The organism is Thalassotalea castellviae, from assembly GCF_031846185.1.
GTDB lineage: Bacteria > Pseudomonadota > Gammaproteobacteria > Enterobacterales > Alteromonadaceae > Thalassotalea_H > Thalassotalea_H castellviae.
The window spans coordinates 296,663-320,613 of sequence record NZ_JAVRIF010000001.1 but is presented as its reverse complement, the minus strand read 5'-3'; the positions used below and the strand labels follow the sequence as shown (position 1 = coordinate 320,613).

Below are 23,951 nucleotides of genomic sequence, written 5' to 3'. Positions count from 1 at the left end.
TTCAGCTGGTTAGCTTTTTATTTAGCGAAGCGGCCTGTCACGCCAGATGTGTTTTCGCGGGTTCGAGTCCCGTCATCAAAACTCAAAAGAAAAATATCGCGGAGTGGTAGTTCAGTTGGTTAGCTTTTTATTTAGCGAAGCGGCCTGTCACGCCAGATGTGTTTTCGCGGGTTGAGTCCCGTCATTAATACTCAAAAGAAAAATATCGCGGAGTGGTAGTTCAGTTGGTTAGAATACCGGCCTGTCACGCCGGGGGTCGCGGGTTCGAGTCCCGTCCACTCCGCCACATTTTTCACCTTCATAGTTTATTTCAAAACTTCACAAGCTTTTATAATTTCCTTTGCGCTAAAGCAATAAGCTCGCTTCGAGTGTTTATTCCTAACTTGATATATATTCGATATAAATGATTTGAGACTGTCGAAGGTGAAAGAGCTAATTTTTTCGCAATTTGTTTAAAGGTTTGACCCTGACAAACCCCATCAACCACTTCTTTCTCACGTGTGGTCAAGATATCAAATTGATTAATAATCCTGATTGACACTTTAAATAATTCCCCTTCAACTTTTACTGAAAAATGTAAGTTACCTTGGATAAATTCGAAGTATTCCTCATTACTTTCTAGTAAATCAGCGGGAAACGCTTGATGAGACGCTTGGGGCATATGCTCATCAAGCACAGCAAAAAACTGTGGCGTTACGCAATGGTATATGCCTTTGGCATCACATAAAGCGTTAATTTGATTACTTTGTGATGCATCCACAGACTTTGGTGTCATTGATATTTCTGAAAGTTGTCGATAAGCAAAACAACTCATTAAATGATAAAGTAAACGGCTTTGTAAGCCTTGTTCAGCCTTAGTAAATAAATGCGCTCTGTCGTATCGATAAAGAGTTAATAAGGTAAACACGCCACTGCGTTCATCGACATTTATCGAACTCAAAATTCTTTCAATATCACAGGGTTTAAAACATTTATGATAAAGCTCTGAACGATAAAAATTTTCATCATCTATGACATCACTCATATTCACCGCCGACCCTAATTGTTCTGTAATTTGAGTAAAAATAGGGTTGATTGGTAAATATTTTAAAAGATTGTTAAAGATCTCATCTGAGACGTCTAGGGTTATTTGAGTATGAAATTTCTTCGTTGAAATATGACCTGTCCCCCAGATCGCCCCATCAAATGGTATTACTTGCCGAAGCAGATCTAATGCCCAAGTTGGAAAATCTGCTAATGAAACATTGAGAGCGCCACGATAAAGTTGGCTAATGAATTTATCAGCGTCAGTATTTTTTATCAAAGTTTCATTCATTAGGTAATTTTTACTATAGTCAAATTGAGTTAATTCAAAGAATATAAAGTTAATTTTTATGCTAACAGGTGGTTAGTTAATGGAACAAGAAAAACTTTTACATTGCGATACTGTGATTGCTGGTGGTGGTATCGCCGGACTTGTCAGCGCACTTGAATTATTGCAAGTAGGACAGCAAGTAATGGTTATTGATCGCGATACTCCAGAAAGGTTAGGTGGTCTAGCTCGTTGGGCTTTTGGTGGTATGGCGTTAACAAATACATCACAACAAAAAAAGATGAAGATCCCCGACTCCTCCCAAACGTTATTAAAAGATTGGCATAGTTTCGCGGAGTTTACTGAGCAAGATATTTGGCCGAAAGCGTGGGCGAAAGAGTATGCAGAGCATAACCATGACAAAATCTATTTATGGTTAAAAAAAATTGGCTTAAGTTTTTTACCCGCAGTTAATTGGGTGGAAAGAGGGTTATATCAACCGGGTAATTCTCTACCTAGATACCATGTTTTGTGGGGAACAGGTTGGCAGTTAGTTGAAACTATAATTGCATTATTAACCCCTTTTATAAAAAGCGGCGCATTAACGATTTTTCATCAACATAAAGTGTTAAGTACTTTGCTTGAAAACCAGCATTGTATAGGCGTACAAGTCAATGACGAAGTAAATGATGTTAATTTTTATATTAATGCGAATAATACCATTATTGCCTGCGGAGGAATAAATGGCAGCTTGGAGAAAGTAAAAGAGCATTGGCCATATCAAGGCAACCAAGTCAGTAGCAAAGTATTAAATGGTGCCAATCCCATTTCAGATGGAAAACTTCATGAACATATTAATGCCATTGGTGGCAACATTACGCATGCAGATAAAATGTGGAATTATGCGGCGGGTATACACCACCCTCAAGCAGAGTTTAAAGAACACGGACTCAGTTTAATTCCTAGTAAATCTGCCATTTGGTTAAATCATCTTGGAAAACGAATAGGACCTATGCCATTAGTGACAGGTTTTGATACGCACTATTTATGTCAGCAAGTGGTGCAACAAGAAAAACCGTGGACTTGGCAAGTCCTCAATGAGGCCATGGCGAAAAAAGAGCTGGCGGTGTCGGGCTCCCTTCATAATCCTTCGATCAAAAATAAAAAATTATTTAGCTTTTTAAAAGAAATATTACTTGGTAATAAACGTTTGATCAGACAGTTAAGCGATGAAAGTGAAGATTTTATCTGTGCGGATTCACTGAGTGAATTAACTGAAAAAATGAACGCACTCACTGACGATGATTATATCAAGTTCGATGTTATTCAAGATGAAATAGCTCACTATGATAATGAATTGAATAAACCGACAAATTTACAAAATGATGAACAGATCAGGCGCATTATGCATGCGCGTCAATGGGGACCTGATAAATTAAGAACATGCCAACCTAAACCCATTGTAAATAACCGTAATAAACAATCGTTGATCGCAATACGTTTGCATTTAATCAGTCGAAAAAGTTTAGGAGGGATACAAACCAACCTGAAAAGCCAAGTGCTTAAAGAAAACGGGGAAATTATGCCAAACTTATACTGCATAGGAGAAGCCGCAGGTTTTGGCGGTGGCGGAGCATGTGGAAAGCGTTCTTTAGAAGGTACATTTTTATCCGGGTGTATTTTAACGGCTAAAAATGCCGCACAAGCAATAATAAATAATAACGATGAGAACTAATGATGAAAAAAACAGCCGCGTGGTTAGTCAGATATGCCTTAGAGCAATTAAACGTAAAATTTACCTTCGGGATCCCTGGGGTGCACAATACTGAAATTTATGATGAATTAGCTAAGTCGGATCAAATAGCACCGATCTTAGTAACTCATGAAGGTTATGGTGCGTTTATGGCGGATGCTGTGAGTCGCAGTAGTGAGAGTATTGGGACTTTAGTGATTGTTCCTGCTGCGGGAGCAACCCATGCTGCAAGTGGAATAGGTGAAGCCTATTTAGATGGCATTCCAATGTTAGTGATCAGTGGTGGAGTAAGAACAGACTCTCAATTTCAATATCAGTTACATGATATGGATCAGCATAAAATGTTAGAGCCGATCACGAAAAAAACCTACAAGGTAGAAAATCATCAAGATGTAGTTGCCACTATTTTTGATGCCTATAAGGTCGCGAATGAAGGTGAACCAGGACCTGTATTTGTTGAGATCCCAGTTAACCTTCAATTAGACAAAGGCGAGGTAGACGAGTTAATAACCTTTACTCCTTCATTACCAGAAAAAAATAATGATTTAGATCTTGCTTTGTTGGAAGCCGCAGAACTTTTAGCGAAAGCAAAAAATCCGGCAATATTTGTTGGTTGGGGAGGGGTTGAAGCGATTCTTCATACTGAAACTATCGCTGAATTACTGAGTGCGCCTGTGGCAACCACTTTGCAAGGACTCAGTGCTTTTTCAGCAAAACATCCACTGCATACCGGTATGGGTTTTGGCCCCGCGGCGGTTCCTGCAGCGACTAACGCGTTTAAAAATTGTGATTGTTTGTTGGCTATCGGAACTCGTTTTGCTGAAATAGCCACCGGAAGTTTTGGCGTTGAAGTTCCCGATAATTTGATTCATATCGATATAAATAAACAAGTCTTTAATGCGAATTACCCAGCTAAAGTTGCCATTGAAGGGGATGCTACATTGGTGTTAGCTTGTTTAGTTGAAAAACTAAAGCAAATGACAATCGTGGAAAAGCAAACGGAAAATATTAAAGGGGCAATTAAACAAGACAAAGCAACTTATCGAGAAGAATGGTTAAAGCATGATAGTAAAGATCGGGTAAATCCTGCTCTATTCTTTCAACATTTACGTCAGCAGCTTGATGACGATGCTTATGTTATTGCAGATGATGGTAATCATACCTTTTTAACTGCTGAACTGATGCCATGTTATCAAGCGAAACACTTTTTTAGCCCAACTGATTTTAATTGTATGGGGTATGCAATTCCAGCTGTGATAGGCACTAAACTTGCCAACCCTGAGAATCAAGTCGTAGGAATTATCGGGGATGGAGCTTTTCTGATGAGTCAGACTGAGCTATTTACTGCCGCTCATTTAAATATAGGAGCAATTTTTACTATTTTTAATGATGGTGAGTTAGCACAAATCTCTCAAGCGCAGCAAACACCCTACAATAAAAAAACCTGTACTATTTTACCTAATGTTAAATTTGAAGCCATCGCTCATGCGAGTGGTTGTCAGTATTTACGTATTGACGTTAATGATGATATTGATGAAAAAATTGCGCTAGCGCTTAACTATGCTAAAAATAAAGTACCGGTAGTGTTGGATGTCAATATAGATTATTCAAAGAAAACACGTTTTACCCAAGGCATTATTACGACCAATTTAAAACGAATGAAACTACCGACTAAAGTACGGATGATTTCTAGAGCGTTATGGCGTCGTGTTTAATAACGTAAAAAATAAGTGGTTTGACCAGTTGCTTTTATACTTAATGTCCAATAGTATAAAGTCATTATACAGGTCGGACCTATTTGGAGTTTATTCATGTTGACATACAAAGCACCTATTGCAGATATTAAGTTTCTTTTTGAAGATGTATTCGGATATTACAAACATTACGAAAAATTTCCTGAATTTGAAGAAGCGACACCTGATTTAGTTGATGCTATTTTCCAAGAATGTGCAAAATTCTCTGAAAATGAATTATTACCAATGAATCAAAGTGCAGATAAAGAAGGCTGTAAGTTTGACAATGGTACTGTTACCACGCCGAAAGGTTTTAAGGAAGCTTATCAGCAATATGTTGATGGTGGCTGGCAGTCATTGTCGCATGGCATTGAGTATGGTGGTCAAGGCTTACCACCTTCACTTGGTATGGTTAAGTCAGAAATGATGGGGACAGCAAATTGGTCTTGGGCAATGTATCCTGGATTGAGTCATGGTGCGATGAACACTATTGATGTACATGGTACAAAGGATCAAAAAGAACTTTATTTAACTAAACTTACCGAAGGCACATGGACAGGTACTATGTGCTTAACAGAGCCACAATGTGGCACTGACTTAGGTCAAGTGAAAACTAAAGCGGTGCCAAATGGTGATGGTACGTATGCAATTAGTGGTACTAAAATATTTATTTCGGCAGGTGAGCATGATCTCGCTGAAAATATTATTCATATTGTTTTGGCGCGCCTACCCGATGCCCCAAAAGGAACGAGAGGTATTTCACTCTTTATTGTACCTAAAATGGATGTAGAGCAAGACGGTAGCATTATTGGTGGTAATCATGTCACGTGTGGCTCAATCGAAGATAAAATGGGTATTAAAGGTTCAGCAACTGCGGTATTAAATTTTGACAATGCCAAAGGTGTACTCATTGGCCCTGAAAACAAAGGGTTAGAGTGTATGTTTACTTTTATGAATACCGCTCGTGTAGGTACTGCTTTACAAGGGGTTTGTGCCGCTGAATTGTCTTACCAAAACGCATTACTATATGCAAAAGAACGTCTTTCAATGCGTTCATTATCTGGAGCTAAACAACCAGAAAAAGTAGCAGATCCTATAATTGTTCATCCTGATGTTCGTAAAATGTTACTCACACAAAAAGCGTTTGCTGAAGGCGGACGTGCGATGATTTATTATGTTTCAAAACTTGTTGATACCATTGAAACCTCTAAAGATGAAAAAGAACGTAAACGTGCAGATTATCGTTTAGGGTTTATTACGCCAATTTTGAAAGCATTTTTAACTGAAGTAGGCTCTGAAAGTGCCAACTTAGGTGTTCAAGTTTTCGGTGGCCACGGTTATATTAAAGAGTGGGGCATGGAGCAAATTGTTCGCGATTGCCGAATTTCTACTTTATATGAAGGGACTACGGGTATCCAAGCGCTTGATTTATTAGGCCGTAAAATATTGTTGAGTCGTGGAAAATCATTAAAAAGTTTTACTATGGAAATATTAAGTTATTGCCGTGAGAAAAGTATGATTTCTAGCAACCCTCATAAACGTCAAATGAATAAATTTATTTGGCCATTAAGTAAAGCGGTGGCGAATTGGCAACAATACTCCGTTCGTTTAGCGATTAAAGCCAAAAAAGATCGCGACATGGTTGGCTCAGCTTCTGTTGATTATTTGATGTATTCAGGTTACATCACCATGGCATACTTTTGGGCGCAAATGGCACAAACGGCTTATGAAAAACTAGCAGGTGATGTCGAAAATAGAGACTTTTATCGTGCAAAAATTAAAACTGCTGAGTTTTATTTTGATCGTATTTTACCTCGTATTAAATCGCATGCCGCAACTATGATGGCAGATCCTAAAAGTTTAATGCAATTAGATGAAGATTTATTATCATTTCTTTAATGAATAGTCTTTGAAGAAATCAAAAAAAAGCTGCATTAGCAGCTTTTTTTATTTTGGCCGTTTGCGATTCAAACAACCTATTAGTGACACGTTATAAATGTCTGATCAAACGGAGTAATTTGAATTTTAGTTTTGTATAAGGTGCAAACCTTACCGGTAAGTCTTTTAAAAACGGTCGATATAACACTGACTTTAAATGGCTAAAATTATCAAAACCTGCTTTGCCGCTATATTGCCCCATACCGCTTGGCCCAACACCACCGAAAGGTAAATCAGGTACGGCATTAAACATGATCACATCATTGATACATTGGCTGCCTGAGCTGATTTCATTAATCCAGCTCTGCGTTTGTTGACTATCTTTGCTAAAGATATAAGCAGACAACGGTTTTTCTCTTGATTTAACCAAGGTTTTTGCGGCATCAAAACTATCAATTGTGATAATAGGTAAGAGTGCACCAAAAATTTCATCGGTCATAATAGCGCTATCAAGTGCTGGGTTAAGAATAATGGTGGGTTCAATATAGTTTGTCGTTAAATCGACTTCCCCTCCGTGAACAATCTCACCATTACCCATATAAGATGCTATTCGTTCGGTATGACGACGATTAACAATCCGTCCATAATGAGGGTTGTGCTTTATGTCGTCGCCAAACATTGATTTTATTTGCTTTTTAAGTGCAATAATCAAATTTTCAGCGACATCTTTAGTGGTTAGAATATAATCTGGAGCAATACAAGTTTGTCCTGCATTTAACCATTTTCCCCAAGCTAGCCTTTGCGCGGTTATTGTTAAATCTGCACTTTTATCAACATAGACTGGACTTTTACCACCTAATTCTAAAGTTACAGGGATTAAATGCTTTGCTGCTGCGGTCATAACAATACGGCCAACTTGTCCATTGCCCGTATACATAATATGATCAAAAGGATAGGTTAATAATTCGGTGGTTTCTTCAACGCCACCTTCAATGACCGAAACCGCTTTTTTATCTAAATATTGTGGGATAAGTTTGGCTAATAATGCCGACGTTGCTGGTGATAACTCTGACGGTTTAATGACTGCGCAATTACCCGCTGCAATAACCGCAACAAGGGGGGCTAATACAAGTTGCAATGGATAATTCCATGCGCCCATTATTAGTACCGTACCTTGAGGTTCTGGTTGAATGTATGAACGACCTGGTTGGGCAACAACTGGGGTTGAAACTTTGCGTTTTTTTGCCCATTTATTCAGGTGTTTCAGCATGTGATCCACATCGCCAGCAACATACGATACTTCGGTGATCCATGCCTCTAAAGCAGGTTTACCTAAATCGGCCTTTAAAGCATCTAAGCAAAGTTGTTCATTTTCTGTGACCAGTTTTTTTATTTGTAATAATTGCTTTTTACGCCAAGCCAAATCATGAGTAATTTGACGATTAAAATATGCTTTATGTACGTCGACTTGTTTTGCAAAATTCATAAAGTTTCCAATAGTAAATGCGTGAGTGGTCAGATGACTTAATCTACACTATTTAGAACTTTTGTACAAAACTGTATTAACGTTTTAATTGCAAGATCCAGTAAATTAAACGTTCCACCGTTTTCTGGATATTATCGACGTTAATTTCGTCCACAGGCACGACTAAATTACGATATTCTAATTGTGTAAAGACGGTTAACATAATGTCTGCATCTAATGCCGCATTCTCATCATTAAAATATGAACAAAGCTTTATAAATGGCAAAATTAATGCTTGTTTATGTATCTGTGCTAATTCCCTTAATTTAGGACTGATCTGGATCTCGGTAAAGAGTAATTGTTCTATCGCTAGTTCTGTCGAGTGATGTTTAATTTTGCTATACAAATAATTAGTGGCCATCTCGCTCAGTTTATCTGCTAACTCCATGCGTAAAGCGATTTTTTTTAACTGGGTTTTAGTATAAGACTCTAATAGGTCAAAGGCAGGTAACCAGGCTGCACCTGCTCTAGAAACGGTTTGAGTTGAACTTAATACAAACGCTTCATGAACCAGTTCTTTTATATCTTTAAAATAATAAGTGGTTAAGGACAGTTGAAGTTGAGCATGAGTTGCGATAGCTCTATGAGTGGTGCCTTTAATACCTTGCGTTGCTAAGACTTCAATCGCCGCGGTAAGAATTTGATTGCGCGTTTGTTCACCTTTTGAACGACGCTTAACTAAAGTTTTATCTTTTAGTACAGTCATATTAAATACTACTTAAAATTTTAATTTAATTAACATTAAATTAACGTATTTTTAATGTATATACAATGATTGTAACTAAGTGGTAGCGCTTACTTAGACAAATAGTGTGTTATTTTACGATCATTTTTTTGCCAAAGTTGAGTTAACCATTGATGAAAGGATTGTTTATATTGAATATCTTCTTGATAATTGCCACGAAGTTTCTCAACGTCAGCTATTTGTTCTACATCAATAATCACTTCTTTAAGTTGTCCTTTTAGCATTTCCTTCATTATATGGCCATTATTGTGCGGGTAGACCAAGGTGATATTGAGAATTTTATCAAATTGCTCACCCATAGTTGCTAAGGTAAAAGCTATACCGCCAGCTTTGGGGTTAAGCAGGTGATTAAATTTATTTTGTTGTGCTTGATGTTTTTCAGGCGTAAATCTTGTGCCTTCAACAAAGTTAATGATGGTTGTTGGGGTATTTTTAAATTTTAGGCATGAGCGCTTTGTTGTTTCTATATCGGTCCCAATTAAGTGCGGATGTTTCTTAAGATAAGATTTACTGTATCTTTTCATAAATGGCATATCTAAAGCCCAACATCCCATGCCAATAAAAGGAACTTTTTTTAATGAATCTTTAAGAAAATATTTTGGCTCTGGAATATGTGTACGTGCAAAATTAGATAACACAAATATATCTAACCAACTCTGATGATTAGCGATTAATAAATACCATGAATCTTTACTTAATCCTTCATCACCTTTAATGGTCCAGGTAATTTTATTGAATAGATTCATAATAAGAAAATTATTTAACGCCCAAAAGCGGTAAAGAATATGCATAGGTTTATGCACGGCTTGATGAACAATTTTTAAAGGGAAAAATAATTTTATCAAACCACCTAATAGCAAAAAAGTACCAGTAAAAGCTAGGTTTAAACAAAACAAAGTAAAAGAAAGAGGCATCAAGATAAAAGCCGGTAAGCCTGATAGCATAAGTTAAAAAGAAAGTTAATGAATTATTTGTGAAATATTTTACGTGGTATTTAACTATATTGGTAATGCTTTATTAGTTACACATGTACGCTGAACAGTATGATATTAGGTGTTTTTAATAAACTTATCTCATAAAAAAAGAGTGAATTTTTAATTTCACTCTTTTTAGTTTTATAGCATTTGAAATAAACGATTCGTTATTTTTGTTGTTGCGCAAACGCTGCAGAAATCAATTCGTCATTATCAAAGTCATCAACATTGATCACCGCTAAACGTTGCTGTTCGGCTTCTGTTAATAATTGCGCTTCCTGTTCGGTAATAACATTAGCTTCTAAACCTTGTTGGGCAACCTTATCAAGTTGATAGAAAGGTAGTTTTTTATCAATAGCCTGACAAACTCGGTCAAAAATAGGTTCACAAGCAATAATATTGAGTAATGTCGTTTCTAGTTTACCTAAATTATTTTCACCATCATCTGTTAAGTATTGACCTTGTCCCAAACGTGTTCTGGCATCACATGGGGTTTGTAAAATTTTTGCTACCTTGTGATCTGTGACATCAGATGGTTTTTTCAACCAAGTGCCTAAAGGGAATATTATTGCACGAAGTGCTAAAGCGACCACTGTATTAGGGAAGTTACCAATAAGCTCATCTATTGCTTGTTGTGTGCGATACAATGAATCTTCAACCGCCCACTGAACTAAAGGTAAATCATCTACTTGACGACCTTCATCGTTAAAGCGTTTTAAACTAGCACTGGCTAAATAAAGATAACTTAAAATATCGCCTAATCGTGCTGAAATTCTTTCTCTACGCTTTAAATCGCCACCTAGTGTTAGCATAGCGATATCAGAAAGCATGGCTAAATTTGAACTAAATCGTGTCATTAATTGATAATAACGACGTGTTTCATCATTAAAAGGTGTTTTGATAAAACGAGCACCAGTAAATGACATCCATTTGCTACGAACAATATTGCTGATGGCAAAACCAATATGACCAAATAACGCGTGATCAAAATCGATCAGCGCTTTTGACTCATTAGGATTACCGGCCGATTCAAGTTCAGCGAGTACATAAGGATGACAACGAATAGCCCCTTGACCATAAATGATCATACTTCGGGTCAAAATATTGGCCCCTTCAACGGTTATCGCAACAGGCGCACCTTGATAACCTCGGGCTAAATAATTGCTTTTACCCATACAAATACCTTTACCGCCATGAATATCCATCGAGTCGGTCACGCAAGCGCGCATTTTTTCGGTTAAATGATATTTTGAAATAGCAGAGACAACGGAGGGCTTTTCGCCTAAATCAATAGCGCCAGTTGATAGGGTTGTTACAGCATCCATTAAATATGCGTTGCCACCAATACGGGCTAAGGCTTCTTCAATCCCTTCCATTTTACCTATCGGTAATTTAAATTGTCTTCTAATACGACTATAAGCGCCGGTTGCTAATGCGATAGATTTGATACCACCAGCACTGTTCGAAGGTAATGTAATGGCACGACCCACCGATAAACATTCCACTAACATTCGCCAGCCTTGTCCTGCCATTTCTGGGCCACCAATAATAAAGTCAAGTGGAACAAATACTTCATTGCCTTGTGTTGGACCGTTTTGAAAAGGAACATTCATTGGGAAATGGCGTCGACCTGTGATAACGCCGTCAATGTCGGTTGGAATTAAGGCACAGGTAATGCCTAACTCTTCTTTATCACCAAGTAAGCCGTCAGGGTCTCGTAATTTAAACGCTAAGCCTAATACTGTTGCAACAGGGGCTAAAGTGATATAGCGCTTGTTCCAAGTTAATTTCATCCCTAAAGTTTCTTTACCGTCAAATTCACCTCGACAAACAATACCAAAGTCAGGGATTGCACCTGCATCTGAACCTGCTTCTGGGCTTGTTAAGGCAAAACAAGGGATCTCTTCGCCTCTGGCTAATCGTGGTAAATAGTGATCTTGCTGCTCCGTAGTACCATAGTGTTGTAATAACTCACCTGGACCTAAAGAGTTTGGAACACCAACGGTACTGGCTAACACTGTACTAGCACCTGATAATTTCTGAAGAACTCTTGATTGTGCATAGGCGCAAAATTCTAAACCACCATATTGTTTTTTAATGATCATGGCAAAGAACTTATTGTCTTTTAAATACTGCCACACTTCAGGTGATAAATCGGCTCTATCGTGTGTAGTCTCCCAGTCATCTATCATTTTACATACTTGTTCAACAGGGCCATCTAAAAAAGCTTGTTCTTCTGCACTTAGTCGAGGTATTGGATATTGATGAAGTTTTTTCCAATCAGGACTTCCTCTAAATAATTCTGCTTCAAACCACGTTGTTCCTGCATCGATGGCTTCTTTTTCAGTGTCTGACATTTCAGGCATTATTTTTTGAAAAGCACTGAGTAACGGTTGGCTAAGATATTTTTTACGAACGTCTGCGATATTAAAAGGCAGAATTAGAATGGCGAAAATCAACCAGCCCCAAAATGAAATTACATTAAAAAAAGATCCGATAACCATTAACGCTGCGAATGAAACGCTAAACGTTGTTAATGACGCACGGTTATAAGTCATAAATACAATTAGTGCGATTGCACATACTAGCCAAGTAAATAGTTCCACAAAATTTCCTTACATTTATAGAGGTCAGACCACTAGGTTTAGATAGCTTAATTTGCTTTTGTGTTAATTTCAATCATTTATTCACAACTTGATAAAGGATAATCTTTGCTTTGATACATCGATTGTACTTTATGTTTAATGATCTCTTTAAATATAGCAGCTTAGCGGAAATTGGCGGTTAATATTGGTTAATAGATTAATTATTCATAAACATCAGTGGATGAAGTGATCAGCGTTGAGAAAAGATAAGCGGTGCTTGGTTTTTTTGCCATAACGGATGTTTAGCCATTACCTTAGTAAACAGGGCGCTTTGCAGATACTTATTTAACCACTCTCTTACTTTAGGGTAAGGAGCTTGCAAATACCATTGACGCTCAATACGCGCAAATTGTCTAATAAAAGGTAATAGCGCGATATCCGCCAAACTTTCATGATTTGATATTAAAAATTGGTGCTCTGTTAATCTTTGCTCTAATTGCAAAAGATAAACTTCACAGGCTTGTCGGCATTCAATAAGGTTTGCTTCATGATAACGCTTGGCGCATTTATAATTTTCTAAGCAGGCTTTAAACTGAACATCAAAGGTACTAATCAGCGCCATCATTTCTTTATTCTTACAGATATGCCCGTCAGACTCGTTTTTATGCAGAAAGTCAGCGGGATCTTGATGTTGAAAAGCCCAGAGCATAATGTCTAAACTTTCTTCAATCACTGTACCATCGGATAAAACTAATACTGGGACGGTTGCTTTAGGTGATGCATCGAGCATTTCTTGAGGTTTATTACTTAACACTATGTCTCGTAAAACCACTGTTCGTTTCGCTTTAAATAACGCGAGTCTTGCTCGCATTGCAAAGGGGCAATGTCTTAAAGAGTATAAAATTGGCAGTTGGCTTATGTCATTCATATAAATTTTACGAGCTAGGCTAAGTCTTTCTGGCGATTAAACTACTTTAACGATATTCATCTGTTAAATATACAGGTAAAATCTCACCTTAATATATCGAATAAATAAAAGTTGTAGAAATGGATCATAAAATTGAATTATTAGCCCCCGGTGGTGATGTCGATGCAATTAAAGCGGCAATCATTGCAGGGGCCGACGCGGTTTATTGCGGATTAGATACCTTTAATGCCCGAAATCGTGCCTCTAATATTTCATTCGAACAACTGGTCGGCATTATCCGTTTAGCTCACCAATATCAATGTGAAATATTTCTAACCTTGAATATTGTTATTTTAGAGCATGAGTTTAAGTCATTAACTAAATTATTGAATAAACTAGTGAATACCACACTTGATGGGGTAATAGTACAAGATCTAGGTTTACTTTATATTTTAAGAAAACATTACCCAACGCTTGATATTCATGCTTCAACTCAATTAACTACTCATAATGTCGGACAAATACCGTTTCTTAAAAAACTAGGTGCTTCTAGAGTAAATCTTTCCAGAGAATTAAACTTAAGAGAGATCACTGCGATGGCGAAGGTCGGTCATGAAAACGATGTTCTTACTGAAGTGTTTGTTCATGGCTCCCTCTGTGTCGCTTTTTCTGGGCTTTGTTATTCAACATCGGCTAGTGTCGGTAATTCTGGTAATCGTGGCCGTTGTAGTCAAGCGTGTCGTGAAGAATATGAAACCACAGAGTCAGGGAATAATTTTCCTTTAAATATCAAAGATAATTCTGCTTTTTTTGATTTACCCGCGTTAATTGATGCCGGAGTTCACTCATTCAAAATAGAAGGGAGAATCAAAGGGGCTAGCTACGTCCATACGGTTGTGGATAGCTTTCGAAAACAAATAGATGGTTATTTTAAAACGGGTGAGTTACTAGAAAATGGCGAACGATTATACAAAGTTTTCAATCGTGATTTCTCAAACGCTTTTTTACGAGGCGATCTTAATCAATCGATGTTTATTGATAACCCTCGTGATAATTCGAAAAACCATGCGGTTGAAAAGTTGTCTTCAAATAAAGGCGAAGCAATTTCCGTTGTACAAATTCATGACATAGAACAAAATCTTAGTGATGAAAAGTCAGCTATTCAGGCAAGTGTTTTTGATAAAATTAAATATTTAAGTATTGAAAAACAGCAACTCACATTGCACATCATTGGCAGTGAAGGTCAACCTCTTCAAATTAAAGCTATTGTTGAAGATACGGTACAAGCGGCGCAAACTCATCTTGTTCAGTCAACGTCATTATTAGCAAAAACAGCAAACAATGCTATTGATCAAAGTGCAATAGAAAAACGTTTTAAAAGTTTAAATAACGGTCACTTTTACCTAAGCGGTATCAATTTAGATCGTTTTGAGCATGGCTTAAGTATCCCTTTTAAGGAGTTAACGTTACTTAAAAATACATTATTGCATGCATTAAATAACCACCAAACTATTCATCCTGAAGTCGAGTTACCAGCACTTGCTAATCATGAAAAAGTAAATAAAGAGAATAACGAATTATCAATATTAATCTCTGATATTGCAGATGTCTCTTTACTGGCTGAAACCAACGCAGACATTTATTTTAAACTACCTGACGCTTATAAGCGGGGCTGTGTTAAATATGTCGATTTTTTCAAGGAAAATCCTAGGTTAATTCCTTGGTTTCCATCGGTCTTAATTGGCAAAGACTATGACGTTGCCTTGAATATTTTAGAACAAGTGCAACCACCACTCATTGTTACGAATAATACCGGCATTGCCAACAGAGCCAGTGAGTTAGGCGTTGAGTGGATTGCTGGGCCATTTTTAAATACCACTAACTCTTATGCATTGTTAGCCATGAAAGAAAACTTCAATTGTCGAGGCGCTTTTATTTCTAATGAAATCAACCATAAGCAAATCAAAAATATAGCTCGACCGGAAGGGTTTAAATTATTTTATAGTATTTATCATCCTATTTTATTGATGGCGAGTCGCCAGTGCTTTTTTCAACAAAGTGTCGGTTGTGAAAAGCCGCGTATTGATAATGGCTGTATGTTGTCTTGTGATAAATCAACAAGTATCACTAATTTAAAAGGTGAATCATTTGCCATTGATAAGCAAAAGGCTGGTTATCCAAGTATTTATAATCAAGATCAATTTTTAAATATGGATATTATTCGTGATCTGGCAACCTTATTTGATGGGTTTATGATTGATTTAACTAATATTGGTGCAGGGGATAAAACCTCACCGGATAAAAACGTGTTGATTCAGCAGTTTGAACAATTGCTACAAGGGGACTCATCTTTCGAGTCTTCGTTACATGCGTTAGTACCTGAATCGACGAACGTCCAATATTACAATGGTTTATAAGTGTTGATTGTTTAAATTATCTCGTATATTTAAGTTGGTATTTTTAAACATTATTGAAAAGAAAGGTGTTTTAAATGTGTGAATTGTTAGCCATGTCTGCCAATGTTCCAACAGACATTTGTTTTAGTTTTAGTGGCTTAATGCAAAGAGGAGGGAATACCGGCCCACACAAAGATGGTTGGGGAATAACTTTTTATGAAGGAAAAGGCTGTCGAAGTTTTAAAGATCCTTTACCTAGCTCTCGTTCACCTATCGCGCAATTAGTGACCGAGTATCCGATTAAAAGTGAAGCGGTTATTTGTCATATTCGCCAAGCAAATTCAGGTGGGATTTGTCTTGAAAACACCCATCCTTTCACTCGTCAAATGTGGGGGAAAAATTGGACTTATGCTCATAATGGACAATTAACGTCATTCAAAGAAGAGCTGCCTATAAAATTTCATATACCGATAGGCACTACCGATAGCGAACATGCATTTTGTTGGATTTTAGACCAGTTACATATTAAATTTGCAGAGCATGAACCAAGCAATGAAGTGCTCTTTCAATTCATTGCATCCTTAAGTGAGAAAATTAACCGTTTAGGGGTGTTTAATTTGAACATTTCAAATGGTGACTGCTTATTCGTCTATTGTTCAACTAAGTTGCATTGGATCACTCGACGCGCGCCTTTTGGTGAAGCGAGTTTAATCGATGCAGAGATGGTGGTGGACTTTCATAAAGAAACAACGGCCAATGATATTGTTACCGTTATTGCTACCCAGCCATTAACCGACGATGAAACGTGGCAAAAAATGGTACCGGGTCAGTGGCAGTTATTTTGTTTAGGTGAGTCTATTGCAAGTGGGCAAACAGAGGCTGAAATTAAAGAACCGGTACATGTTGCCCCTTAACCTACTAGCTAACATCATTTAGCGTTTAACAGCTTGAACAATAACGGCTTTATTTTGTCACGGGTTGACCATCAATAGAGAGTTTACTCAGTTGTGCTTCAAACTGTTCTACGCCTGATTTCGCTTGGTAAAGCTTAACCATTAAATAGTCTAATTCAGGAGCAAACCATGCATAAGTAATACGATTTTTTTCGACAACTTCTCGTTTTAACTTTATGGTTTTTACCAGCCCATATGGCAACATAATATCTTCTTCACCATCATACTGATAAACATAGTTTTTAATTTTACCAGAGGTGCTTATTACAGGGTAAACAAAATGTTTTTGTGTAGGATTTTTAAGTAAGTTAATGCGATTTTGTAGATGGTAACTGAGCTTATCTTGAATATTAATTGGGAAATCAATGGTTTTTTCGCGTTCTTTTATCATATCAAACGCTTTGTTATTTTCAGTATCATAACGCCATTGGTATTCTTTATCCCGACCTGTACCTGAACGTTCATAATGATATTTTGTTGGGATCACTTGATTGTTTTTCAAAGCCACGGTTGAGGTTTCTTTTCGAGAATCAGAAAAAATCAGCCATTCAATATCGGTATGATAACTATATTCAATCAAGCCATTGTCGATATTTTTCAATTCTCTAACACCAGTACCAACAACCGATGACTTATGTAAAATAGTATATTCTGCGCTAAAAGGCTTAACGACTATGTTCACACTGTTTTTTTCATGTTCACTTGCACTTGCAAGTTGAGAAAAAGTGAGTGTTGATAAACAAAAATAACATAATGCTTTTAGCATAAAATTCCTTAACTATTATTCACTTGCATAACCTGATGTAGGTAAGCTTACCCCATCTAATACGGCTTTGTCACCTTGCATAACGACTCTGCCTGAACAAAACCAATTAATGACAAGCGGATAAATTTTATGTTCTTGAACATGAATTCGACTCGCTAAATCATCGGCAGTGTCTTCAGGAAAAATCGGTACCTTCGCTTGTAAAATAACGGGACCACCATCAAGTTCTTCGGTAACAAAGTGAACACTGACACCGTGTTCTTTATCATTAGCATCAATCGCACGTTGGTGTGTATTGAGACCTTGGTACTTAGGCAACAAAGATGGATGAATGTTCAATAATTTTCCAGAAAAATGTTGCACAAAAACAGGTGTTAAAATGCGCATAAATCCAGCAAGGACAACTAAATCAGGCTTGTAGTCATCAATAGCGTTCACTAAAGCTTGGTCATAACTTTCTCTTGAATCATACGCTTTATGAGAAAGTACTTGATGAGGGATGTTGGCATTTTCGGCACGTGTTAATCCAAAAACTTCAGCTTTGTTGGAAATAACGCCAACGACTTCCCCAGGATAGTCAGTCGTCTTGCAGGCATCTATAATTGCCTGCAAGTTTGAGCCGCTACCTGAGATTAAAACAACAATACGACGTGTCATTTAACGGGTACCTTGATTATGAATTAATCACTACTTGTTCAGCACCATCTTGCAATTGTGCAATGGCACCAATATGCCAGGCTTTTTCACCATGAGCGGATAAAATCTCAAGGCTTTTTGAAACTTGGTCTGCAGGCACAACGATGATCATACCAACACCACAGTTAAAGGTACGGTACATTTCGTGAGTCGTGATATTGCCTTTTTCTTGTAACCAGTTAAAAATTTCAGGCCATTGCCAGCTGTTTCCATCAATAACGGCTTGAGCGTTATCAGGTAAAACACGAGGAATATTTTCCCAAAAACCACCACCAGTAATGTGAGAAAGTGCGTGGGCTTTTACTTCTTTAAGCATGGCTAAAGTTGATTTTACATAAATCTTGGTCGGCTCTAATAAATGCTCAGCGATACTTCTATCACCTAACATTTCGGCAGTGTCGGTATTATTGACTTCCAATACTTTACGAATCAACGAAAATCCATTTGAATGTGGCCCTGAAGAGCCTAAGGCAATTAATTGATCACCAGCGGCAACTTTTGAACCATCAATTAATTCAGATTTTTCTGCAACACCGGTACAAAAGCCTGCAATATCGTAATCACCAGCATGGTACATACCAGGCATTTCAGCCGTTTCGCCACCAACTAATGCACAACCTGATTGTACACAGCCTTCTGCAATACCTTTAACCACATCTGATGCAACATCAACTTCAAGTTTACCAGTGGCGTAATAATCTAGGAAATATAAAGGTTCAGCACCTAAGACCAAAAGATCGTTTACACACATAGCGACAAGGTCAATACCAACCGTATCATGTTTTTTAAGATCAATGGCTAAACGTAATTTTGTGCCGACACCATCCGTACCTGAAATAAGTACAGGCTCTTTATATCCCGTAGGTAATTGACAGATCGCCCCAAAACCACCAATTCCACCCATAACTTCTGGACGAGTAGTACGTTTAACAGCACCTTTTATATTTTCAACTAGGGCATTACCAGCATCAATATCAACACCAGCATCTTTATAGCTTAAAGACTGTTTTTCTTCACTCACGGGGGAACCTCGTTTTGTTACCGTTATTAGATGAAATAATCAAAAATAATTTTTGCATGATTATAAAAGTGCGTATTCTACCAGCGCAGAAGCTTGCTGAAAATCTTTATAATAAATTATTTTTTTTCGAGGGTTAAAACGCGTTAAGTTATGATAATATTCTTTTTATGAAAAACCTCTCTTTGAAAAGAATGATTAGATATTGGTTTGTTTTTACAATAATTTTTACCTCCTTTGCTATTTGTTTATCAACGAATGCCGTTGAAGTAAAAGATTTATATGTGGCAAAAGTTGCTGTTGAATCTCAAGGGAGCAATGATCGAAACCGTGCTTTAAAACAAACATTGCGTGCTGTGTTAATAAAAGTAGGTGGCCATCAAAGCGTTCTTAATCATCAAGCCATTAAAGCTCAATTAAATCGTTACAATAATTTTGTTACTCATTATCGTTATGAACGACGTGCTGAACAGCAATATTTATTGGCCAGTTTTGATGAAGCTAAAATTAATCAATTGTTTGTTGATGCTAATCTTCCTATTTGGGGAAGTTTAAGACCACAAGTGGTTTTATGGTTAGTGGATGAACAAGGATTAATTCGTCAAGTCGTTAGTGAAAACAGTAATTCATCTTTGGTTGAAACAGTGGCTGAATTTAGTAGTTTAAGAGGCTTACCGATTGCGATGCCATTATGGGATATTACCGACACGAATGTTATTAGTGCTTCTGATATCTGGGGCAGATTTTCACAACCCATATACCATGCATCAAAACGTTATCAGGCTGAAGCAATTATTGTTGTAAGACTTTCAGATAATAGTTTATTAACGGAAGAACAACTTATCACTAATGCCGCTGGCTGTGAGTTATTATGTCAATCAGCGGTTGCATTAGATTGGGGGTATTTATCAGCGGATAATGTTGATTTGCCTCCTCAATTTAGTAAACGCTATCAAGGGTTTAATCGAAGTGAATTACTTAGCCAGGCTTTAAGTGATATTACTGACGATATATATCAACGTTATGCGTTGTCTACGGAAGAAAATAATCACTTTGAAATTGATGTTGCGAATATTGATTCGCTTGCTCGTTATGTACAAGTGAGTCAGTTTTTACAAGAACTTTCTTCCGTGCAAGCGGTTCGATTAACTCAGGCAGAAGGGCAAGTTCGTCGATTTAGTTTAACGCTACTGGGCTCAAAACAAGCTTTTTTAGCTTCATTAAAATTGAATAAGGTTTTAAACCAGCGCATTGATATCCTCAATCCTATCCTTGATGAAAAAGTACCTGTTTTTTATTGGGAGCGATTGTGATTCAAAACAATCAGTTAACTTTATCTGTGCAGCTGCCTGATGACGAAACGTTTAAAAGTTATCAAAGTGAAGTCAATCAATCGGTTTGCAAATTATTAAATGACTTTATTACTAATCAGGCTGAACACTCGCAAGAGAAGAACATCAGTGGTTTTTATTTATTTGGCCTAAAAGGGGTAGGTAAGTCACACTTACTGCACGCATGTTGTGCACAAGCACAAGATAGCCAACTAACCTCAGTGTGTTTATCATTCTCCGAATTACGTCATTTATCAGTGGAAGTTTTAGATGGCTTGGAGCAGATCGATTTAATTTGCCTAGATGACATTCAATATATAAGCGGAGAAGCTGACTGGCAACAGGCCGTCTTCGATTTATATAATCGCGTTGTAGAGCAAAATAAAAAGATAATTATTACGGGCGATAAAAGTGTTCAAGCACTGCAATTAACGCTACCTGATTTACGTTCGCGGTTATCTTGGGGCTATATAGAACAAGTAAAACCCCTGTCTGATGATGAAAAGCTATTGGCAATTCAATTTCGAGCTCAACAAAGAGGCTTGTTATTAACCGATGAAGTTGCACGATTTTTATTAACTCGGTTATCGCGTGAAATGTCGAGCTTATTAATAGCGTTAGATAAGCTCGATAAAGCGTCGATAAGAGAACAGCGCAAAATTACCATTCCCTTTATCAAAGACGTGTTATTAACCTAACGGGTTAATCAATCAAGTTAACCTTTATTCTGACGCTTGTTGTTCTTTTTTCTTTCGAATACTTAAACCTAATTCTTGACCACGATATTTTGCAAAATAACTGCCTGATATAAACATCATAGTGGTAAAAATTAATTCTAGCATTGCCCAAATCAAGTCTTCTTCAGAAACCCACAAAGTGGTTAAACTATGAAGGAAATAAATCATGACAATAAAATTAGACCATGCGTAAGTATATGGGTTTCCTTGTATTAAACCTTTTAATGGGAATAATAACGGTAAGGTAAACATAACTAAAGTAAGCATGGGTGAAAGGCCATCAGATGGATTGATCAGCAATAACCAAAGTGGCATGTATACCAGTAAAGCAAAGTAACCGGTTAAGGCTATTTTCTTATGGGCTTGAGTTGAAAAATATCGGTTCATTGTCAGGGATTAAAATAAGCTTAAAACGTTTTCGGGAGGACGACCTATAATCGCTTTGTCATTTTTTACAACAATAGGGCGTTCCATTAATTTGGGAGTGTTAACCATGGCATTGATCAAGGTTTCATCGTCGGCATTTTTTAAGTTTTGTTCTTTAAATTCGGTTTCTTTAGTACGCATCATTTCAATTGGAGTTACCGATAAAGCTTTTAATAAGCAGTTAATTTCTTCTTTGCTTAATGGAGCTTTTAAGTATTCAATCACAGTAACGTCTTGATTGTTTTCTTCGATTAAAGACAAAGTTTGTCGGCTTTTTGAACAACGAGGATTGTGATAAATAGTTAGCATTTTTCTCTCATAAATAACAGTTATTAATAGATTGCAAGTATGAATAAATTAGTATGAATTAACAATGTTCTCACGAGTTGATAACGTACGCAGAGAGCATTAATTTAGTCGTTTTAATTTATTTTCTTGTTCTTGGAGTTGAATGATACGTGCTTTAATACGTTTTTTCACTAAAGGTTTATCATCTGCATAATTATAACCGGTTTGTAGCTCATCTATTGCTCTTGGATAAGCGCCTAATAATGCAAATACTTCAGCCTTTGTCGCATGCATCATCGCCATTTTATTTTGCTTTTTATAGGTATCAGTGAGTAAGTCGTGTGCGATAAAGTTGTTTGGTTGAACTAACAGGAAGTCTTGTAACAAAATTTCAGCGGCTTGATAATTTTCTGCCTCATTTAAAGCGTTAGCATAATTCAATGCAACCACTTGATTATTGGGCATTAATAGGTTCAGTTTCTCTAACCGTTCTAGAATAGGGGGAAAGTTTTTAACTTTAATATGAAGGTCAGTGAAAAGATCAATATAAAATAAATTATTTTGATCTTTTGTCAGAAGTGACTTAATGATTTCATGTGACTTTTCATAATTTTCATTTTCAAAATAAGCAATGGCCAAGCCGTATTGCGCTGCTTCTTTATAAACGTAGCGTTGTTTTTCTATCTCAATTAAATAACGCTTAATATTATCTTGTGCATTACCTTCATATCTGGCTTTTAATCGGGCTTTTGCTAATTCAAATTGTAAACTTGCCCGTATTTGACGAGCAGGAAAATTTTGAGCTCTAACTCTCGCTTCTGAAATACGCGACTCAGGTAATGGGTGAGTCAGTAGCATCGCAGGAGGTTTACTTTTATAACGATATTGCTCGGCCATTTTACTAAAAAAGTTTGGTGCGCCCATAGGATCAAACCCACTGTTTGCCAGCAATTGAATGCCTACACGATCTGCTTCTTTTTCGTTGGTGCGGGTATAATTAATTGAAGCTTGTTGTGAAGCTGCCATACTCGTACTAAGCGCTGCCATACCAACAGTAGGGTTAATTAAGGTCAGTAATACGCCTGAGATCATGCCAGCCATTGTCAGTGGTTGGTTACGATTTTGTGCTTCCATTTTTCTGGCAAGGTGGCGTTGCGTAACGTGTGATATTTCGTGTGCAACAACTGAAGCCAATTCACTTTCAGTTTCAGCTGTAGTGATTAGCCCGGTATGAATCCCAATATGTCCGCCAAAAAAGGCAAACGCGTTGAGCTCTTTATTATTGACTAAGAAAAACTCAAAATTGTAATGAACGTCTTGAGCATTTCGTACCATTCTGTTGCCCAAATCATTAATGTATTCAATTAAAACTGGGTCATTAACAATAGGTTGCGATGCACGAAGATGTTTCATCATGGCATTACCGATTAATTGCTCTTTATCAATAGATAAGGCGCTGAATCCAGCGGCGCCAATTTCAGGTAATTTATTTCGGCCATGATTTTTACCATTGACCTGCTGAGCATGACTGTAGGGAGTTGATAATAAAAAAACAAATAAAAAGGTGTTAAGTAATGTCAATAGTTTTACCAAGGGATAAGTTCCGTAATTCTTTTATTAAAAGTAAAATTTGTTCGTTAAATAGTCGCGTAATATGTCAATATTATTGCTTATCTTCGGGTTGTTGTTTTAAGTTATCCAAGTATTCTAAACTTCGACTATAAGTTACCAATGAAGTTCAGAGTATTTCTCATCATATTGCAACATATTGTTGCGAGAATTTTTGCCGTCAAACAAAGTAAACAAGCCTTTTGTTAAGCTTAACTGAGATAATGCTCAATTTTTTATACGTTACTCAGTCTTTCACTCGCTGTATATAACACAAGGGTGAATGAAATAAGACCGTTAATCAGTAAAATTCTCTCACTGATTTAGAAATTTTAATCGGT

The 23,951-nt window shown here is 37.0% G+C and carries 19 protein-coding genes and 1 tRNA gene; 8 read left to right on the top strand and 12 right to left on the bottom strand.

The window, feature by feature from the left end:
• Nucleotides 1–209 precede the first annotated feature (209 nt).
• Nucleotides 210–286, top strand: a tRNA-Asp gene (locus RM573_RS01410).
• Between the two features lie 42 nt (nt 287–328).
• Here RM573_RS01410 and RM573_RS01405 read toward each other — a convergent pair.
• The gene (locus RM573_RS01405) at nt 329–1,315 is read right to left on the bottom strand and encodes a response regulator transcription factor (RefSeq protein WP_311576117.1); all 987 of its coding nucleotides are present in this window, start codon (nt 1,313–1,315) and stop codon (nt 329–331) included.
• 79 nt (nt 1,316–1,394) lie between these two features.
• Between RM573_RS01405 and RM573_RS01400 the strand changes: the two genes are divergently transcribed.
• The 3 genes from RM573_RS01400 (at nt 1,395) to RM573_RS01390 (ending at nt 6,676) form a co-directional block, all read left to right on the top strand.
• A complete protein-coding gene (locus RM573_RS01400; protein WP_311576114.1) occupies nt 1,395–3,026 on the top strand; it encodes an FAD-dependent oxidoreductase in 1,632 nt (543 codons plus the stop codon).
• On the top strand, nt 3,026–4,759 hold the full coding sequence (locus tag RM573_RS01395) for a thiamine pyrophosphate-binding protein (protein WP_311576111.1): 1,734 nt from the start codon (nt 3,026–3,028) through the stop codon (nt 4,757–4,759). Before RM573_RS01400 ends, RM573_RS01395 begins: the two co-directional genes overlap by 1 nt.
• 96 nt (nt 4,760–4,855) lie before the next feature.
• Nucleotides 4,856–6,676: an acyl-CoA dehydrogenase C-terminal domain-containing protein gene (locus tag RM573_RS01390; protein ID WP_311576108.1), complete on the top strand. Its 1,821-nt coding sequence runs from the start codon at nt 4,856–4,858 to the stop codon at nt 6,674–6,676.
• A gap of 91 nt (nt 6,677–6,767) precedes the next feature.
• On the opposite strand, the gene RM573_RS01385 is transcribed toward RM573_RS01390, so the two are convergent.
• From RM573_RS01385 to RM573_RS01365, 5 genes are all read right to left on the bottom strand, one after another.
• Entirely contained in the window at nt 6,768–8,141 is a 1,374-nt protein-coding gene (locus RM573_RS01385) for an aldehyde dehydrogenase family protein (protein ID WP_311576105.1), read from the bottom strand.
• Nucleotides 8,142–8,217: 76 nt separating this feature from the next.
• A complete protein-coding gene (locus RM573_RS01380; protein WP_311576102.1) occupies nt 8,218–8,886 on the bottom strand; it encodes a TetR/AcrR family transcriptional regulator in 669 nt (222 codons plus the stop codon).
• A gap of 89 nt (nt 8,887–8,975) precedes the next feature.
• Nucleotides 8,976–9,869: a 1-acylglycerol-3-phosphate O-acyltransferase, YihG family gene (yihG, locus tag RM573_RS01375; protein WP_311576099.1), complete on the bottom strand. Its 894-nt coding sequence runs from the start codon at nt 9,867–9,869 to the stop codon at nt 8,976–8,978.
• Nucleotides 9,870–10,066: 197 nt separating this feature from the next.
• Nucleotides 10,067–12,505, bottom strand: coding sequence for an acyl-CoA dehydrogenase FadE (gene fadE / locus RM573_RS01370; RefSeq protein ID WP_311576096.1), 2,439 nt, complete (start codon nt 12,503–12,505; stop codon nt 10,067–10,069).
• 229 nt (nt 12,506–12,734) lie between these two features.
• The gene (locus RM573_RS01365; RefSeq protein WP_311576093.1) at nt 12,735–13,412 is read right to left on the bottom strand and encodes a glutathione S-transferase; all 678 of its coding nucleotides are present in this window, start codon (nt 13,410–13,412) and stop codon (nt 12,735–12,737) included.
• 119 nt (nt 13,413–13,531) lie between these two features.
• Here RM573_RS01365 and RM573_RS01360 point away from each other — a divergent pair, with 119 nt between their 5' ends.
• Both RM573_RS01360 and RM573_RS01355 read left to right on the top strand, forming a co-directional pair.
• A complete protein-coding gene (locus tag RM573_RS01360) occupies nt 13,532–15,808 on the top strand; it encodes a peptidase U32 family protein (protein ID WP_311576091.1) in 2,277 nt (758 codons plus the stop codon).
• A gap of 74 nt (nt 15,809–15,882) precedes the next feature.
• Nucleotides 15,883–16,701, top strand: coding sequence for a class II glutamine amidotransferase (locus RM573_RS01355; RefSeq protein ID WP_311576087.1), 819 nt, complete (start codon nt 15,883–15,885; stop codon nt 16,699–16,701).
• 49 nt (nt 16,702–16,750) lie between these two features.
• Here the strand turns inward: RM573_RS01355 and RM573_RS01350 are convergent, their stop codons facing one another.
• Genes RM573_RS01350 through purM form a run of 3 tightly spaced genes read right to left on the bottom strand, consistent with a single transcriptional unit; the run spans nt 16,751 to nt 19,223 of the window.
• Complete coding sequence (locus tag RM573_RS01350) at nt 16,751–17,506, bottom strand: DUF3108 domain-containing protein (RefSeq protein WP_311576084.1); 756 nt, start codon at nt 17,504–17,506, stop codon at nt 16,751–16,753.
• 15 nt (nt 17,507–17,521) lie between these two features.
• Nucleotides 17,522–18,163 (bottom strand): phosphoribosylglycinamide formyltransferase, encoded by a 642-nt coding sequence (gene purN / locus RM573_RS01345; protein ID WP_311576082.1) that lies wholly within the window; start codon nt 18,161–18,163, stop codon nt 17,522–17,524.
• 16 nt (nt 18,164–18,179) lie between these two features.
• Nucleotides 18,180–19,223 carry a phosphoribosylformylglycinamidine cyclo-ligase gene (purM, locus tag RM573_RS01340; RefSeq protein WP_311576080.1) on the bottom strand — a complete coding sequence of 348 codons (1,044 nt, stop codon included), beginning with the start codon at nt 19,221–19,223 and terminating at the stop codon, nt 18,180–18,182.
• Between the two features lie 191 nt (nt 19,224–19,414).
• On the opposite strand from purM, the gene RM573_RS01335 reads away from it, so the two are divergent.
• A complete protein-coding gene (locus RM573_RS01335) occupies nt 19,415–20,533 on the top strand; it encodes a DUF2066 domain-containing protein (RefSeq protein WP_311576078.1) in 1,119 nt (372 codons plus the stop codon).
• On the top strand, nt 20,530–21,249 hold the full coding sequence (gene hda / locus RM573_RS01330; protein WP_311576075.1) for a DnaA regulatory inactivator Hda: 720 nt from the start codon (nt 20,530–20,532) through the stop codon (nt 21,247–21,249). Before RM573_RS01335 ends, hda begins: the two co-directional genes overlap by 4 nt.
• Nucleotides 21,250–21,273: 24 nt before the next feature.
• On the opposite strand, the gene RM573_RS01325 is transcribed toward hda, so the two are convergent.
• The 3 genes from RM573_RS01325 to bepA all read right to left on the bottom strand — a co-directional run bounded on the left by RM573_RS01325 (nt 21,274) and on the right by bepA (nt 23,583).
• The gene (locus RM573_RS01325; protein WP_311576072.1) at nt 21,274–21,675 is read right to left on the bottom strand and encodes a DUF2069 domain-containing protein; all 402 of its coding nucleotides are present in this window, start codon (nt 21,673–21,675) and stop codon (nt 21,274–21,276) included.
• A 9-nt stretch (nt 21,676–21,684) separates the two neighbouring features.
• Nucleotides 21,685–22,023, bottom strand: a complete 339-nt coding sequence (gene arsC, locus RM573_RS01320) for an arsenate reductase (glutaredoxin) (RefSeq protein ID WP_311576069.1) — start codon at nt 22,021–22,023, stop codon at nt 21,685–21,687.
• 99 nt (nt 22,024–22,122) lie between these two features.
• Nucleotides 22,123–23,583, bottom strand: coding sequence for a beta-barrel assembly-enhancing protease (bepA, locus tag RM573_RS01315; RefSeq protein WP_311576066.1), 1,461 nt, complete (start codon nt 23,581–23,583; stop codon nt 22,123–22,125).
• Nucleotides 23,584–23,951 lie beyond the last annotated feature (368 nt).

Coding starts and splice junctions, on each gene's coding strand:
- RM573_RS01405 (WP_311576117.1), bottom strand. CDS start 1,315: ATGAATGAAACTTTGATAAAAAATACTGACGCTGATAAATTCATTAGC.
- RM573_RS01400 (WP_311576114.1), top strand. CDS start 1,395: ATGGAACAAGAAAAACTTTTACATTGCGATACTGTGATTGCTGGTGGT.
- RM573_RS01395 (WP_311576111.1), top strand. CDS start 3,026: ATGATGAAAAAAACAGCCGCGTGGTTAGTCAGATATGCCTTAGAGCAA.
- RM573_RS01390 (WP_311576108.1), top strand. CDS start 4,856: ATGTTGACATACAAAGCACCTATTGCAGATATTAAGTTTCTTTTTGAA.
- RM573_RS01385 (WP_311576105.1), bottom strand. CDS start 8,141: ATGAATTTTGCAAAACAAGTCGACGTACATAAAGCATATTTTAATCGT.
- RM573_RS01380 (WP_311576102.1), bottom strand. CDS start 8,886: ATGACTGTACTAAAAGATAAAACTTTAGTTAAGCGTCGTTCAAAAGGT.
- yihG (WP_311576099.1), bottom strand. CDS start 9,869: ATGCTATCAGGCTTACCGGCTTTTATCTTGATGCCTCTTTCTTTTACT.
- RM573_RS01365 (WP_311576093.1), bottom strand. CDS start 13,412: ATGAATGACATAAGCCAACTGCCAATTTTATACTCTTTAAGACATTGC.
- RM573_RS01360 (WP_311576091.1), top strand. CDS start 13,532: ATGGATCATAAAATTGAATTATTAGCCCCCGGTGGTGATGTCGATGCA.
- RM573_RS01355 (WP_311576087.1), top strand. CDS start 15,883: ATGTGTGAATTGTTAGCCATGTCTGCCAATGTTCCAACAGACATTTGT.
- RM573_RS01350 (WP_311576084.1), bottom strand. CDS start 17,506: ATGCTAAAAGCATTATGTTATTTTTGTTTATCAACACTCACTTTTTCT.
- purN (WP_311576082.1), bottom strand. CDS start 18,163: ATGACACGTCGTATTGTTGTTTTAATCTCAGGTAGCGGCTCAAACTTG.
- RM573_RS01335 (WP_311576078.1), top strand. CDS start 19,415: ATGATTAGATATTGGTTTGTTTTTACAATAATTTTTACCTCCTTTGCT.
- RM573_RS01325 (WP_311576072.1), bottom strand. CDS start 21,675: ATGAACCGATATTTTTCAACTCAAGCCCATAAGAAAATAGCCTTAACC.
- arsC (WP_311576069.1), bottom strand. CDS start 22,023: ATGCTAACTATTTATCACAATCCTCGTTGTTCAAAAAGCCGACAAACT.